Below are 14636 nucleotides of genomic sequence, written 5' to 3'. Positions count from 1 at the left end.
TTCCTCCGGGCCATCACTCCTTCGTGACCGACGGGTTCCGAATAAGTGCTGACGATGGCGTGTTTCCTCCTGCGTACCCCGCCGAGGGTCGCCAAGGAGAACCGAGTGACCAATACCGTCAAGCTTGTCAGTCTGGCCGTCGCCACGCCCGATAATATCATCCACCAAACGGAAGCCGCCGAGACCGCCGGCCGCCTGTTTTCCGATCGGTTCCGCGATTTCAAACATCTTGCCCGCGTGTTCGAAAGCGCCGGCATCCGTAAACGCCATGCCGCCCGTCCGCTCTCCTGGTTCGAACAGCCGCATGGCTGGCAGGACCGTATGGAAGCCTATGCCGAGGTCGCAAGCCAGCTCTTCAAGGAGACAACGACCAAGGCGCTGGAACGCGCCGGGCTTCGGGCTGAAGAGGTCGATTGCATCGTCACCGTATCCTCGACCGGCTTTGCGACACCGAGCCTAGAGGCGCGGCTTGCGCGCGAAATGGGCTTCCGTTCCGATATCGAGCGCGTGCCGGTCTTCGGGCTGGGTTGCGCGGCCGGCGTCTCCGGACTTGCCATCGCCTCGCGCATGGCGAAGAGCCGTCCGGGCGCCGTCGTGCTCTTCGTTTCCATCGAGCTCTGCTCCCTCGCCTTCCGGCTGGATGAGCTGACGCGGCCGAACATTATCGCCACGGCGCTGTTCGGCGACGGCGCGGCCGCTTGCATCCTGCGGACCGGCAAGGAGGGGCTGGCCGAGATCGAATCGACAGGCGAACATCTCTTTCCCGATACGCTCGGCATCATGGGCTGGAAGATCGACGATACCGGCTTCGGCATTATCCTGGAACAATCGCTGCCGCCCTTTGCCGAGGCGAACATCAAGCCCGCCGTCGCCGGCATTCTCGACCGCGCCGGCCTTGATATCTCCGATATCGACCGCTTCATCTGCCATCCCGGCGGCACCAAGGTGCTACAGGCACTGGAGACCGCCTTCGGTCTCGAGCCAGGCTCGCTGGATATCGAGCGCGAGGTAATCGGCGACTATGGCAACATGTCGTCACCGACGGTGCTCTTCGTACTGGAGCGCGCCATTCTTGCCGGCCTGCCGAGGCGCTCGGCCATGGTCGCCATGGGTCCAGGCTTCACGGCGAGCTGCATCACGTTGAAGAGGGTTGCCTGATGCTCTGGCCGTCCATCGCACTTCTGACCTTCGTCACCCTGCAGCGGCTTGCCGAACTGATCCATGCCCGGCGCAACACCGCTGCACTTCTCGCGCAGGGTGGCCGGGAGATCGCGCCGGGGCATTATCCCTATATGGTGGCGATGCATGCCGCCTGGCTCATCAGCCTGTGGCTCTTCGCGACCGGGCAACCGGTCGTCCCTGTCTGGTTCATCACCTTCATGGTGTTGCAAGGCTTGCGCGTCTGGGTGCTTGCAACGCTGAAAGGTCGCTGGACCACCCGGATCATCATACTCCCGGGAGCGCCGCTGGTGGTAAGCGGACCATACCGCTTTCTCAGCCATCCGAACTATGCCGTGGTGGTCGGCGAGATCGCCGTATTGCCGCTTGCCTTCGGCCTGCCGCTCCATGCCGTCATCTTCTCGCTGCTCAACGCCGCCATCCTCGCGATACGCATTCGCGCCGAGAATGCGGCCCTGGATCAGGCCATGGCGTGATCGCATTTTTCATTTGCACCGCAGCATTTTGGCAGGCATTTTCAATGCTTGAAGCCTGATCCCGGAAGGGGCCGAGCGTCTTTCGGGATCAGGCGCAGAAAAACAAGCATGCGGATAGCAGGGGATCATGACAAAAGACGCAATCGTGCTCGGCGCGGGCATTGTCGGCGTATCGACAGCCATCCACCTCCAACGGCGCGGACGCCAGGTCACCCTCGTTGACCGCAAGCCGCCCGGTCAGGAAACCTCGTTCGGCAATGCCGGCCTGATCCAGCGCGAGGGCGTTGTTCCCTACGGTTTTCCGCAGCAATTCGGTCTGCTGCTGCGTTATGCTTTCAACAACCGCATCGACGCGCATTATCATCTCAAGGCCTTGCCGAGCCAGATCGCCTTTCTCGCGCGCTACTGGTGGAACTCCAATACCAAGCGGCATGAGATGATCTCGCGCGCCTATGCGCCACTGATCGCGCATTCAATCAGCGAGCATAATGATCTGATCGAGGCCTCGCATGCAGAAGAGCTTATCCGCAAGGACGGCTGGATAGAGCTTTACCGCTCGAACGAGAAACGCGATGCGGAATTCGCCGAGGCTGAGCGTCTCAGCCGCGAATTCGGCATCACCTCCGACGCCTTGACCGGCGCGGACGTGGCAACATCGGAGCCGCATCTCAAGGACAGTTTCGCGGGCGCCCTGCGCTGGCGCGATCCGTGGTCGGTGCTCGATCCACATGGGTTGACCGCCGCCTATCGCAAATATTTCGAAAGCATCGGCGGCCGCGTGACGACCGGCGACGCCGTCTCGCTCGGCCTGTCCGGCTCAAGCTGGAAGATGGTGACGGCGGAAGGCTCGATCGAGGCCGAGGATGTCGTCGTCGCACTTGGCCCCTGGGCGGATCAGGTGACGAAGCGTTTTGGCTACGCCTTCCCGCTCGGCGTCAAGCGTGGGTACCACATGCATTACGCCGCCGAGGGCAACGCCGTCCTCAACAATTGGGTGCTGGATGCGGAGCGCGGCTACCTGATGGCGCCGATGAGCCGCGGCATCAGGTTGACGACCGGGGCCGAATTCGCGTTGCGCGACGCACCGAAAACACCGGTGCAGCTCGACCGCGCCGAAGCCGTTGCCCGCACCGTCTTTCCGCTCGGCGAGCGGCTCGATGCGGAACCCTGGATGGGCGCTCGCCCCTGCACGCCGGACATGATGCCGATCATCGGCAAGGCGCCGCGCCATAACGGGTTGTGGTTTGCCTTCGGCCACGCCCATCACGGCCTGACGCTCGGGCCGGTGACCGGCCGCGTTCTTGCCGAACTCATCACCGGCGAAACGCCCTTCATCGATATCTCGGCCTATGCGCCGGACCGGTTTGCGCCCTGATATTGCAAGGCTTCAACGGATAGCGGCAAGGCCCTTCAGTGCAGCCTCGACGATGCCGTCGATGGTATCATCGATGCTGACGGTGACCACGCCGGGCTCGCCGGTCGGCACTTCCAGCGTGCGGAGCTGGCTTTCCAGCAGCGACGACGGCATGAAGTGGCCCTTGCGTTCGCCCATGCGCCTGGTCAGCAATTCCTTCGAGCCGTCGAGATAGATGAAATAGAGGTGTCCGCCGGCGGCAGCCCGCAGACGCTCGCGATAGACAAGTTTCAATGCCGAGCAGGAAACGGCGATGCCCTCGCCTTTTGCAAGGCTCGCGGCGATCTCCTGACCGATCACATCGAGCCAGGGCCAGCGATCCTCGTCCGTCAACGGGATGCCCTTGCTCATCTTCTCGACATTTACGGCGGGATGCAGCGCATCACCCTCGACATAGTGCAGGCCGAGCCGAGCAGCCATCTTTTCGCCGATCGAGGATTTGCCGCTGCCGCTGACGCCCATGACAATGATGGCGAGGGAAGTGCTTGATGTATCGCTCATTGAATTCGCCCTGAATGAATAATCATCAATCGGACACGGCCAGAAAGACCGGCCATGCCCGATTCGCAACTTGGATCAATCCAGCGGGAAGAAGCAAGAAAACTTGTGCGTCCCCTCGCCCGTCAGTTCCGGCATGACCTGACGGCATTTATCCTGCGCACGCCAGCAGCGCGGATTGAAGTGACATCCGATCGGCGGATTGAGCGGCGATGGCAACTCTCCCTGCAGGCGGATGCGGTTCTTCGCGCGATCCGGATCGGCGATCGGCGTCGCCGACAGGAGGGCTGCCGTATAGGGATGGCGCGGGCGGGTGAAGACCTCTTCCGCCGTGCCGGTTTCCACCGGGCGGCCGAGGTACATCACCATGACGTCGTCGGCGATGTGGCGTACTACCGAAAGACCGTGCGAGATGAAGAGATAGGCAAGGCCCATCTCCTTCTGCAGGTCCATCAGAAGGTTCAGCACCTGCGCCTGGATCGACAGGTCGAGCGCTGAAACCGGCTCGTCCAGCACCAGCACCTTCGGGTTCAGCATCAGGGCGCGGGCAATGGCGATGCGCTGGCGCTGGCCGCCGGAGAACATATGTGGATAGCGGTCGTAATGTTCCGGACGCAGACCGACGCGTGCCATCATAGCCTCTGCCTTGCCACGGCGGGTGGCGGCATCATCATCGGTGTTGATCTTCAGCGGCTCCTCGAGGATGGAACCAACCTTCTGGCGCGGATTGAGCGAGCCGTAAGGATTCTGGAAGACGATCTGCACAGCGCTGCGCAGGCTACGGTCGCCAATCTTCGCCGGCTTGCCGTCGATCAGCAATTCGCCGGATGTCGGATGTTCGATCATCGTTACCAGACGGGCGAGCGTCGACTTGCCGCAACCGGATTCGCCGACAACGGCGAGCGTGCGGCCCGACTGCAGGCTGAAGCTGACGCCGTTCAGCGCCTTGACAGTCGCCTCCGGTTTGAAGCTGCCGCGCTTGACGGTGTAGAAACGGGCGAGATCGCGCCCTTCGAGAACAGCGCCGGTCATGCGGCACCTCCTGCTGTTTGCGTGGCGACAAGGCCGGGATGACCGAGCGGCTTGCCGTGTTCCAGCGGATAATTGCAGAGCGTTACGCCGAGTTCGATGCCCTGGCGCTTGACGCCGCGATCGCATTCGGGCGTCGCGAACGAACAGCGGGGCGCGAAAAGACAGCCCGTGGGACGGTCATGCTGGCCGGGAACGACGCCGGCAATCGACGGCAGGCGCTGGCCGACGATGGCCCGCTCCGGCAGAGCCGAAAGAAGTGCCGCCGTATAGGGATGATGCGGATCGCGGAACAGCGCCTTGACCGGCTGCTCCTCGACCTTCTGGCCGGCATATTGCACCTGCACGCGCTCGGCGGTCTCGGCCACCACGCCCATGTCATGGGTGATCAGCACCAGCGCCATGCCCTGCTCCTGCTGCAGGCGCACGAGCAGGTCGAGGATCTGCGCCTGGATGGTCACGTCGAGTGCTGTGGTCGGCTCGTCGGCGATCAGGAGTTTCGGATTGCAGGCAAGCGCCATCGCGATCATGACGCGCTGGCTCATGCCGCCCGACATCTGGTGCGGAAAATTCGACAGGCGATCTTCCGGCGCCGGGATGCCGACGAGATTCAGAAGCTCGATCGAGCGCTCGCGGCGCGCCTTGCGGTCGAGGCCCATGTGAATGCGCAGGGTCTCGCCGAGCTGGAAGCCGACCGTGAAGCACGGATTGAGGCTCGACATCGGCTCCTGGAAGATCATCGCCATGTCCTTGCCGACGATCTTGCGGCGCTGCCGCGAAGAGATGCCGCGCAGGTCCTTGCCATCGAACATCATGCGGTCGGCGGTAATCTTCGCCGTCCAGGGCAGAAGCCCCATCAGCGCCAGCATGGACACGGACTTGCCGGAGCCGGATTCGCCGACGATCGAGAGGATTTCCCCCTTGTCGCAGGTGAGCGAGACACCGTCCACCGCCCGGAACAGGCCGGATGCGGTCTGGAATTCGACGGTGAGATTCTGAATATCGAGAAGCGCCATTACGACCTCTTCAGCTTCGGGTCGAAGGCATCGCGCAGGCCGTCGCCCATCAGATTGATGGCGAGAACCGTGATCAGGATGCAGAGACCGGGGAGAGTGACCAGCCAGGGGTTGCTCTGGAAGAATTCGCGCGAATCCGCCAACATCGTGCCCCATTCTGGTGTCGGCGGCTGTGCGCCCTGGCCGAGAAAGCCGAGGGCGGCGGCATCGAGGATCGCGGAGGAGAAGGCAAGCGTCGCCTGCACGATCAGTGGCCCGAGACAGTTCGGCAGGATGGTCTTGAACATCAGACGCAGCGGGCCGGCACCGGAAACGCGCGAGGCAATGACATATTCCTTGTCACGCTCGGCCATCACCGAAGCGCGCGTCAGGCGGACGAAATGCGGCTGGTTGACGATCGAGATCGCAATCATCGCGTTGGTCAGGCCAGGCCCGAGGATCGCCACCAGCACGAGGGCAAGCAGCAATGAGGGGATGGCAAGGATGATGTCCATGACGCGCATGATGATCGTATCGGTGCTACCGCGGACATAGCCGGCGACAAGGCCGATCAGGATGCCGGCGAGCGCCGAAAGCGAGGCGACCACGAGGCCGATGAACAGCGAGAACCGCGTGCCGTAGATCAGGCGCGAGAGAAGGTCGCGACCATTGGCGTCGGTACCGAAAAGGAAGCTGCTATTGCTGCCTTCAGTCCAGAAGGGCGGCAGGCGCTGCATGGCGCTGCCATAGGCGGCGTCCGGATCATGCGGGGCGACGATGCCGGCGAAGATCGCCAGGAACAGCACGAAAACGAAGATCGCCAGCCCGATGACGGCGCCCTTGTTTCGCGAGAAATAATACCAGAACTCCGCAAGAGCGGAGGGGCGGTCGGACTTGACACTGACCGTGCTCATGGGCCGCTCCTAGTGACGAATACGTGGATTGATGAAGCCGTAGAGCAGGTCGACGGCAAGATTGACCAGCATGACGATACCGGCGATCAGAAGAAGGCCGCCCTGCACTACGGGATAATCGCGCTTGGAGACGGCATCGATCATCCACTTGCCGATACCCGGCCAGGAAAAGATGCTTTCCGTCAGGATGGCGCCGCCGAGCAGCACGCCGACCTGCAGGCCGATGGTGGTGACGACGGGTATCATGGCGTTTCGCAGCGCGTGCACGGAGACGACGCGCAGCGGCGAGAGGCCCTTGGAGCGGGCAGTGCGGACATAATCCTCGCCGAGCACTTCCAGCATGGCCGAGCGCGTCTGCCGAGCGATGACGGCAAGCGGAATGGTGCCGAGCACGACCGTCGGCAGGATCAGCGAGTTGAGCGCGGAGGCAAAGGCGCCCTTCTGACCGGACAGCAGACTGTCGATCAGCATGAAGCCGGTGATCGGCTTGAAGAAATAGATGAGGCCGATGCGGCCCGAAACCGGCGTCCAGTGCAGGTAACCGTTGAAGACGATGATCAGCAGCAAACCCCACCAGAAGATCGGCATGGAATAGCCGACGAGGGCCACACCCATGACGCTCTGGTCGAACCATGTGCCACGCTTGACGGCGGCGAAAACGCCGGCCGGAATGCCAAGACAGATCGCCAGGATCATGGCGCAGATCGATAGTTCCAGCGTTGCCGGGAAGAAGGTGAAGAAGTCGGTCAGCACATCACGCTTGGTGGTGATCGAGGCGCCGAGATCGCCGTGCAGTGCCTTCCAGATGTAACTGCCGTACTGGACGACCATCGGGCGGTCATAGCCGAGATCATGGGAGATCTGCGCATGTCGCTCCGGCGACATGACCCGTTCGCCCGAGAGCAGCATGACAGGATCGCCCGGAAGCAGCCGGATGAGGGAGAAGGCGATAATCGATACGCCGAGGAATGTCGGGATCAGCACCGCAAGACGGCTGAAAAGAAATCGCAACATGACAGGTGTCCAAATTTTTCCGGCGGTCAGGCACTTTGCCTGACCGCCGGGTCGCCCGGTCTTAGCCGGGCATTCTCACAGGTTTTTTGTTATTCGGCGATATCGACGCCGTCGAAGCGGTGAACGCCGACCGGATCCTGAACGTAGCCGGAGACATTCTTCGTCATCGGGATGAATTCTTCCGAATGGTCGATGGTCATCCACGGAGCTTCCTTCTTGAAGACGACCTGAGCCTCTTCATAAAGCTTGGTGCGCTCCTTGACGTCGGCGGTCTGCTTGGCCTTCTTCACGAGAGCGTCAAATTCCTTGTTGCACCACTGGGCGCGGTTGTTGCCGCCGACGGCATCGCAGCCGAGCAGCGTATCAAGGAAGTTGTCCGGGTCGCCGTTGTCGCCGGTCCAGCCGAGGATGGCCGCACCATCGCGGTCCTTGGCAGAGGAGAGCTTCAGGTACTGAGCCCAGTCATAGGTGACGATCTCGACCTTGACGCCGATCTTGGCAAGGTCCGCCTGCATCAGCTCGGCGGCGCGGCGCGCATTGAGCATGTAGGGACGCGACACCGGCATCGCCCAGATCTTCATGCTGAGATCCTTGACGCCAGCCTTTTCAAGCAGCTTCTTGGCTTCGTCGGGGTTGTAAGCGTCGTCCTTGACGTCCTTGTTGTAGGACCACATGGTCGGCGGGATCGGGTTCGTCGCAACCGACGCGGAGCCCTGGAAAACCGCGTCGACGATCGCCTGCTTGTTGACGGCCATGTTGATGGCCTTACGCACTTCGACCTTGTCGAAGGGCGCGACCAGCGTGTTGTAGGCAAGATACGACACGTTCAGGCCGGCCTGCTCGAGAACCTTGAGCTTCGGGTCGGCTTTCAGATCCTTGATGTCGGCGGCGTTCGGGTAAGGCATGAGGTTGCATTCGCCGGACTTCAGCTTCTGCGCGCGAACGGAAGCATCCGGTGTGATCGCGAAAACGAGATCGTCGATCTTTTCCTTGCCCTTGAAATAGGTTTCATTCGCCTTGTAGCGGATGACGGCGTCGGGCTGGTAGGCGACGAAGGTGAACGGGCCAGTGCCGAGCGGCTGCTGGTTCATCTGCGCCATCTTGCCGTCGGCCTGCAGCTTGTCAGCATATTCCTTCGAGAGGATCGAGCCGAAATCCATGGCGAGGTCGGCAATGAACGGTGCCTCCGGGCGGTTCAGCACGAACTTGACCGTGAGATCATCGACCTTGTCGACCGACTTGATAAGGGTCGGGAAGCCCATGCCCTCAGCATATTCATAGGAGCCGCCAGCGACATACTTGGCCCAGGGGCTATCCGACTTGAGCTGGCGCTCGAACGAGAAAATGACGTCGTCGGCATTAAGCTCGCGCGTCGGCGTGAAGAAATCGGTCACCTGGAACTTCACGCCCTTGCGGAGCTTGAAGGTGTATTCCTTGCCGTCGGGAGAAACAGTCCAGCTTTCAGCAAGACCCGGCTCAACCTCGGTGCTACCGTGTTTGAATTCGACGAGACGGCTGTAGACCGTACGCGAAGAGGCATCGAACGTGTTGCCTCCGGTATAAATTCCCGGATCGAAACCTTCCGGCGAGCTTTCCGAGCAATAGACAAACGTTTTCGACCAGGCGGACGTCGCCATGACCGTAGTCAAAGCGGTCACTGCCAAGAGGACAGAGATCTTTTTCATGATGTCGTTTCCCAGGTTTGTTCTTCTTTTGAAGCCGTGGTTCCTAGAAGGTCCCTATCCGGATCGTGGGCGATGGAACGCTATTTAATGTATGAAAGCAACATGGGCCGCCCAAATTTTTTCCAAATTATGGAGTTTGGAAATTTTTGCATAAAAAATGCGCCGCGTAGGCAATAATCCGGATAGGTCATTCGTATTTTGGATATTTTTTCCGAACAATTCGGCATTTTCTTCTTCGAAATCACCAATGCCCGGCACAATATTACGCGACAATACAAACAAAAATCCGCGACTGCCTCAGGCAACCGCGGATTGAAAACATACTCGACCTAAAAAGCGCGATCAGGCAGCCGGTGCCGTGATCGGCATCTTCTTGGCGATACCCCTGTGGTCCAGGTGGTCCAGGCCGAGCAGGAAGTTGATCTGCGGGCGGGCCTTGACGAGGTCATCGATGGAATATTCCGCCAGCACGTCGAAGAAGGCATTGAGCGCCTTGCGCAGCGCCGAATTCAGGCCACAGCTATCCACCAACGGGCATTCGACGGCACCGTCTTCGAAGCATTCCGCCATGGCGAAACTATCCTCGGTCACCCGGACGACATCAAACAGGCTGATATCGGTCGGCGGCTTGCCCAAACGCACGCCGCCATTGCGACCACGCACGGTTTCCACCAGGCCAGCTTTGGTCAGCGGCTGCAGAATCTTGAACAAAAACAGCTCGGAAACACCATAGGCCTTGGCGATTTCCGGAATCCGGCTCAAGTAGCCTTCGTTGGCGGCGCAATACATGAGCATGCGCACTGCGTAGTTGGTCTGCTTGGTCAGGCGCATGCCGATCTCCTGGAATCGAGGCCGCAAAGGACGGATCGAGAGCTATATAGTGCTTTTCTTAGTTTGGAACAATTCCAAAATATGAAATTTACATTCACGTTATTCTGACGAACCCGACCGGATCAAGAGCGGTTTTCACGACTGCACCTTTTTGTCTCTAAGCTCCCTGGCATAGTCGAGGATTGCCTGCTTGCGTTCGGGTGTGCCCGGATGGGTCGACAGCATGCTGGTATCGGAATGATCGTTCAGCTTGGTCTCCAGGGTATCGAAGAAACGTGACAGCGCCGTCGGGTCCATGCCAGCCGCCTGCATCAGTTCGACCGAACGACGATCTGCCTGGGCTTCGGCCGAACGGGAATAGGAAAGCGCCAAAAGGCCGCCGCCCTGGGTCAGCACATCCTGTACCCCGGAGCCGACGTCGCCGGCAATCAGCATCACCAGGCCGGCGACACCGGCGGCGCGATAAAGCTGGCGGAGACTGTGCTTGTATTCGACGTGGCCGATCTCGTGGCCGAGAACGGCGGTGATCATCTCTGTATCGTTACCCGCAAGATCGACCAGCTGATCGGTGAGGACGAGATTACCATCTGGCAGCGCGAAGGCATTCGGACCGATGATACCGCCATCGCGGAAATTCAGCTTGTAGCGACCGGCGCCGCCTTCGGCCTGGGAGGCGATTTTTTCGAACCGATCCGAGATGTCCTTGCGCCTGTCCTCCGGGAGCTTGCTCGGGCTGAGCGCCGTCTGGTCCAGCGTCTTCAGCGTGCCCGCCGACATGATCTCCGGCACCACCGGCGGCGTCACCAGCACCGCAACCTCTACCAGCCCCGGCAAGGCATAGTGATAGATGACAGATGCGAGCACGATCGTCGCGACGGCAAAAGCGATCATCCGCGGACGGACGATCTCCAACCGGTGCACGAAACCGCTGCGCTTTTCGCCGCGACCTTGGAGATAGGCATCGACCGCGTCATTGTCGCGCGTTTCGAAAACGGATTCGTTTCCGAACACGATACGGCGGGGAACGGAGCCGACGCGCGGGCTGATCTCGATGTCGGAACGGATGCCCCAGGCGAGACGCTTGTCCTTCTCATCGTCCTCGTCCGAGAGCACGGTCAGCGACCCGCCGATGTCGACGAGCCGCGCCGGAATAGCGCGGCTGGAATGCGGCGGATGCCAGAGGCCCGCCGCGATCGCTGGTCCATCAGAAGCCAAAGTCGAAACCGTCGACATCGAGATACTCCGCGCTAATCACTCCGCCGCTCGAGCGGACCTGATCGATCACCACGCCGATGTCACCATCGACATGGATGGCGGTATGCTCCGCGAGATAACGTTGCAGACGCACCGCCGCCCAGGGGCGCATCAGGCCGAGGGTTGCAAATGTGACGATCACGTTGGAGATCGCAATCCACGCATACCGCCGACGGCTAAGATCGCTAAGGAGACTATGCCGGCGGTCGATCATGGTCGCCGACCACACGATATTGCGCACCATGGCCCGATAGAAAAGCCCTGCAACGGCATAGACGATCACAAATCCAATGATGGCCCAATGCCAAACGCTCACCCTACCCATCGATCCGGACATGGCAGCCTCGGGCGATGTCCCTGAGATCGCGAAAGCCAAGCCGGCGAGAACAACGAGGCCAATCAGAGCGACCGCGATGGCAACACCGAGCGCCTTGTAGAACGCGCCCAACGTCGGGTTGGTCGAAAATGGCCGGTCGCCGTAACGCAGATTATCGAAAACGTATCGATAGAACCAGCGGGCAGCGATGGGTGCGAGAATCCCGACCGAGAAGATCGTGACGAGGCCGCCTAGAAAGATGGCCTTGAAAGCGCCGCCGTAGGTGCCGACGAAATCGAACCGGACGTTGCGATAGCTGGTCACGCGGGCATTGAAGCGCAGGCCGCGCATGAGGAACCACGGAAAAGCCAGGATCAGCAGCGGCGTAACGATTAGCGCCGCGAGCGGCGCGACGGTTGTGACGATCTGCGTGACGATCAGAAAACCGAAGACGATCAGGCGGCCAATGAAGATCTGCTTGCCCTTGGCGTGATATTCGAACGTATGTCCGAGCAGCGCCGTATTGCCATAGAAATAACGGTTGCGCCGAACCTTCGCCCAGGCCGAATAGACGCCCAAAGTGACGATCGTCAGCAGAACATTGACGATCCAGATACCGAAATATTCCTTGGCGTTGCCACCAAAGGACGCACACTGAAAAGACCGGTTCTCCCCGACCGGATAGCTTTTTTCGACGACTGCCATGCTGGAAACCCCTGCCCCCACTATTGCCGGGTCGCTTGCGCGACGCATCCGGACACGATTGCGCCATCACGACACAGCCGACACTTGCGCCGCCGAGTGTGTCTCGAAGCGTAAATTCGCTTCGGCGTTGTATTTGAGAGCAGGAAATTTAGCGGCAGGCAATGGAAAAAACAGGATGTCGAAATCAACAATGCTGGCTTGGCGCGACGAGGACCGGGACTGCGGCCACAAAGCCACACCCAAAGCCCGCCTCACAAGACTCACGGCACCGAAATCCACACCGCCATCTCGCAACCGCCCGGCTCGCGGAAATGAAACCGCCGGCCACCGGGGAAGTCGAAAGCGGGCCGCGTCACCACGCCGCCGGCGAATTCGACAGCACGCTGTGCCGCTTCGAGATCCGTCGTGCGCACGACCGGCAGCGGCGTGCCGGCAGCCTCCCCCGCATCGCCATCAATCCCGGCGTCGATCCCGGCAGCCTCAATGACATGATAGGTCGGTCCGTAGCTGACGAAGCTCCAATGAAAAGCTTCCTCGAAAAAGCGACGGGTTTTCAACGCATCGGTCGATGGGAATTCGAGATAGTCGATCTGATAGGTTGCGGGCATCGCAACATCCTCCAATTGTTCCTGTTTTGTTCTAGTGCAAAGCATAGGCTCCGGCAAGATGACGGCGCGGGAAATAACCGCAATAAAAAACCGCCGCCCAACTCAACATCGGGCGGCGGCGGATTTCAAGAGAGATCGACGACGATCACTTCATTGTCGGCATGACGAATTCAGCGCCGTCCTTGATGCCGGACGGCCAGCGGGCGGTGATCGTCTTGGTGCGGGTCCAGAACTTGATCGCGTCCGTGCCATGCTGGTTGAGGTCGCCGAAGCTCGATGCCTTCCATCCGCCGAAAGAGTGGTAGGCGAGCGGAACCGGGATCGGAACGTTGATGCCGATCATGCCGATGTTGATGCGCGAGGCGAAATCGCGGGCGGCATCGCCGTCACGGGTGTAGATGGCAACGCCGTTGCCATATTCATGCTTCATCGGCAGCTCGAGCGCGTCTTCATAATTCTTGGCGCGGACGACCGAGAGGACCGGTCCGAAAATCTCGGCCTTGTAGATATCCATGTCCGGCGTGACGTGATCGAACAGGCTGCCGCCGACGAAATAGCCGTCCTCGTAGCCCTGCAGCTTGAAGCCGCGACCGTCGACGAGGAGCTTGGCGCCCTCTTCGACACCGCGATCGATCAGGCCGTTGACACGGTTATAGGCATCCTTGGTGATGACCGGGCCCATGTCGGCCTTGTCATCGGTGTAAGGGCCGATGCGCAGCGACTCGATCTTCGGGATCAGCTTTTCGACCAGGCGGTTCGCTGTGTCTTCGCCGACGGGAACAGCGACGGAGATCGCCATGCAGCGCTCGCCGGCGGAACCATAGCCGGCACCCATCAGGGCGTTGACGGCCTGGTCGAGATCGGCATCCGGCATGATGATCATGTGGTTCTTGGCGCCGCCAAAGCACTGTGCGCGCTTGCCGTTCGCAGCCGCTGTTCCGTAGACGTAGCGGGCGATCGGCGTCGAGCCGACGAAGGAGATGGCGCCGATATCCGGGTCCGTCAGGATGGCGTCGACCGCAGCCTTGTCGCCATTGACAACGTTGAGGATGCCCGCCGGCAGACCAGCTTCGATCATCAGTTCGGCAAGGCGGATCGGCAGGGAAGGATCACGCTCGGAAGGCTTCAGGATGAAGGCGTTGCCGCAGGCGATTGCCGGCGCAAACATCCACATCGGGATCATGCCCGGGAAGTTGAACGGCGTGATGCCGGCGCCAATGCCGACCGGCTGGCGGATGGAATACATATCGATCGCCGGGCCGGCGCCTTCGGTGAACTCGCCCTTCTGCAGATGCGGAATGCCGCAGACGAATTCGCAGACTTCCAGGCCGCGAATAACATCGCCCTTGGCATCGTCGATCGTCTTGCCGTGCTCCTTGGAGAGCATGAGCGCCAGCTCATCCATATGCTTGTTCAGCAGCTCGACGAACTTGAAGAAGACGCGGGCGCGGCGCTGCGGATTGGTAGCACCCCATTTGGGCTGCGCTGCCTTGGCATTTTCGACGGCGGCGCGGATTTCCTCGACGCTGGCGAGCGCTACCGTCGACTGAACTTCGCCGGTTGCCGGATTATAGACGTTGGCTGTGCGTCCGCTGGTGCCGGCGACGTGCTTGCCGCCGATGAAATGACCGATCTCATGCATGGATGTGCCTCCTCGTTTTCTTTGATGGCTTTAGGATCGCACTTCAATTTGCACAAATCAATGAGCTGTTATAAGC

Annotated in this window: 14 protein-coding genes; 3 read left to right on the top strand and 11 right to left on the bottom strand. The window is 60.7% G+C overall.

Going from position 1 to position 14636, the window contains the following annotated elements:
- The first annotated feature begins 105 nt into the window (after positions 1-105).
- The 3 genes from HB780_RS29310 (at position 106) to HB780_RS29300 (ending at position 3030) form a co-directional block, all read left to right on the top strand.
- Positions 106-1158: a type III polyketide synthase gene (locus HB780_RS29310; RefSeq protein ID WP_183691490.1), complete on the top strand. Its 1053-nt coding sequence runs from the start codon at positions 106-108 to the stop codon at positions 1156-1158.
- Positions 1158-1655, top strand: coding sequence for an isoprenylcysteine carboxyl methyltransferase family protein (locus HB780_RS29305; RefSeq protein WP_183691488.1), 498 nt, complete (start codon positions 1158-1160; stop codon positions 1653-1655). Before HB780_RS29310 ends, HB780_RS29305 begins: the two co-directional genes overlap by 1 nt.
- A gap of 127 nt (positions 1656-1782) precedes the next feature.
- Positions 1783-3030, top strand: coding sequence for an NAD(P)/FAD-dependent oxidoreductase (locus HB780_RS29300; protein ID WP_183691487.1), 1248 nt, complete (start codon positions 1783-1785; stop codon positions 3028-3030).
- Between the two features lie 12 nt (positions 3031-3042).
- On the opposite strand, the gene HB780_RS29295 is transcribed toward HB780_RS29300, so the two are convergent.
- From HB780_RS29295 to HB780_RS29245, 11 genes are all read right to left on the bottom strand, one after another.
- A complete protein-coding gene (locus tag HB780_RS29295) occupies positions 3043-3570 on the bottom strand; it encodes a gluconokinase (protein WP_183691485.1) in 528 nt (175 codons plus the stop codon).
- A 75-nt stretch (positions 3571-3645) separates the two neighbouring features.
- Positions 3646-4599, bottom strand: coding sequence for a peptide ABC transporter ATP-binding protein (locus HB780_RS29290; protein WP_183691483.1), 954 nt, complete (start codon positions 4597-4599; stop codon positions 3646-3648).
- On the bottom strand, positions 4596-5612 hold the full coding sequence (locus HB780_RS29285) for an ABC transporter ATP-binding protein (RefSeq protein ID WP_183691481.1): 1017 nt from the start codon (positions 5610-5612) through the stop codon (positions 4596-4598). Before HB780_RS29285 ends, HB780_RS29290 begins: the two co-directional genes overlap by 4 nt.
- Positions 5612-6505: an ABC transporter permease subunit gene (locus tag HB780_RS29280; protein WP_183691479.1), complete on the bottom strand. Its 894-nt coding sequence runs from the start codon at positions 6503-6505 to the stop codon at positions 5612-5614. The genes HB780_RS29285 and HB780_RS29280 overlap by 1 nt, the downstream gene beginning before the upstream one ends.
- Before the next feature lie 9 nt (positions 6506-6514).
- Positions 6515-7519 carry an ABC transporter permease subunit gene (locus tag HB780_RS29275; RefSeq protein ID WP_183691477.1) on the bottom strand — a complete coding sequence of 335 codons (1005 nt, stop codon included), beginning with the start codon at positions 7517-7519 and terminating at the stop codon, positions 6515-6517.
- Between the two features lie 89 nt (positions 7520-7608).
- Entirely contained in the window at positions 7609-9204 is a 1596-nt protein-coding gene (locus HB780_RS29270) for an ABC transporter substrate-binding protein (RefSeq protein ID WP_183691475.1), read from the bottom strand.
- 342 nt (positions 9205-9546) lie between these two features.
- Entirely contained in the window at positions 9547-10035 is a 489-nt protein-coding gene (gene rirA / locus HB780_RS29265) for an iron-responsive transcriptional regulator RirA (RefSeq protein ID WP_183691473.1), read from the bottom strand.
- Positions 10036-10170: 135 nt separating this feature from the next.
- A complete protein-coding gene (locus HB780_RS29260) occupies positions 10171-11268 on the bottom strand; it encodes a M48 family metallopeptidase (RefSeq protein ID WP_183691471.1) in 1098 nt (365 codons plus the stop codon).
- Positions 11240-12310: a YjgN family protein gene (locus HB780_RS29255; RefSeq protein WP_183691469.1), complete on the bottom strand. Its 1071-nt coding sequence runs from the start codon at positions 12308-12310 to the stop codon at positions 11240-11242. Before HB780_RS29255 ends, HB780_RS29260 begins: the two co-directional genes overlap by 29 nt.
- Before the next feature lie 260 nt (positions 12311-12570).
- Positions 12571-12918 (bottom strand): VOC family protein, encoded by a 348-nt coding sequence (locus HB780_RS29250; protein ID WP_183691467.1) that lies wholly within the window; start codon positions 12916-12918, stop codon positions 12571-12573.
- Between the two features lie 145 nt (positions 12919-13063).
- Positions 13064-14560 carry a CoA-acylating methylmalonate-semialdehyde dehydrogenase gene (locus HB780_RS29245; protein ID WP_183691465.1) on the bottom strand — a complete coding sequence of 499 codons (1497 nt, stop codon included), beginning with the start codon at positions 14558-14560 and terminating at the stop codon, positions 13064-13066.
- Between the last annotated feature and the right edge of the window lie 76 nt (positions 14561-14636).

It is taken from the genome of Rhizobium lusitanum (assembly GCF_014189535.1).
GTDB lineage: Bacteria > Pseudomonadota > Alphaproteobacteria > Rhizobiales > Rhizobiaceae > Rhizobium > Rhizobium lusitanum_C.
The sequence above is the reverse complement of the archived record's forward strand: the minus strand, read 5'-3'. Positions and strand labels throughout refer to the sequence as shown.

Bases quoted from the DNA above. Each gene is read 5' to 3' on its own strand.
- HB780_RS29245 (WP_183691465.1), bottom strand. From the start codon at position 14,560: ATGCATGAGATCGGTCATTTCATCGGCGGCAAGCACGTCGCCGGCACC.
- HB780_RS29275 (WP_183691477.1), bottom strand. From the start codon at position 7,519: ATGTTGCGATTTCTTTTCAGCCGTCTTGCGGTGCTGATCCCGACATTC.
- HB780_RS29300 (WP_183691487.1), top strand. From the start codon at position 1,783: ATGACAAAAGACGCAATCGTGCTCGGCGCGGGCATTGTCGGCGTATCG.
- HB780_RS29305 (WP_183691488.1), top strand. From the start codon at position 1,158: ATGCTCTGGCCGTCCATCGCACTTCTGACCTTCGTCACCCTGCAGCGG.
- HB780_RS29270 (WP_183691475.1), bottom strand. From the start codon at position 9,204: ATGAAAAAGATCTCTGTCCTCTTGGCAGTGACCGCTTTGACTACGGTC.
- HB780_RS29295 (WP_183691485.1), bottom strand. From the start codon at position 3,570: ATGAGCGATACATCAAGCACTTCCCTCGCCATCATTGTCATGGGCGTC.
- HB780_RS29260 (WP_183691471.1), bottom strand. From the start codon at position 11,268: ATGTCGACGGTTTCGACTTTGGCTTCTGATGGACCAGCGATCGCGGCG.
- HB780_RS29255 (WP_183691469.1), bottom strand. From the start codon at position 12,310: ATGGCAGTCGTCGAAAAAAGCTATCCGGTCGGGGAGAACCGGTCTTTT.
- HB780_RS29285 (WP_183691481.1), bottom strand. From the start codon at position 5,612: ATGGCGCTTCTCGATATTCAGAATCTCACCGTCGAATTCCAGACCGCA.
- HB780_RS29280 (WP_183691479.1), bottom strand. From the start codon at position 6,505: ATGAGCACGGTCAGTGTCAAGTCCGACCGCCCCTCCGCTCTTGCGGAG.
- HB780_RS29290 (WP_183691483.1), bottom strand. From the start codon at position 4,599: ATGACCGGCGCTGTTCTCGAAGGGCGCGATCTCGCCCGTTTCTACACC.
- rirA (WP_183691473.1), bottom strand. From the start codon at position 10,035: ATGCGCCTGACCAAGCAGACCAACTACGCAGTGCGCATGCTCATGTAT.
- HB780_RS29250 (WP_183691467.1), bottom strand. From the start codon at position 12,918: ATGCCCGCAACCTATCAGATCGACTATCTCGAATTCCCATCGACCGAT.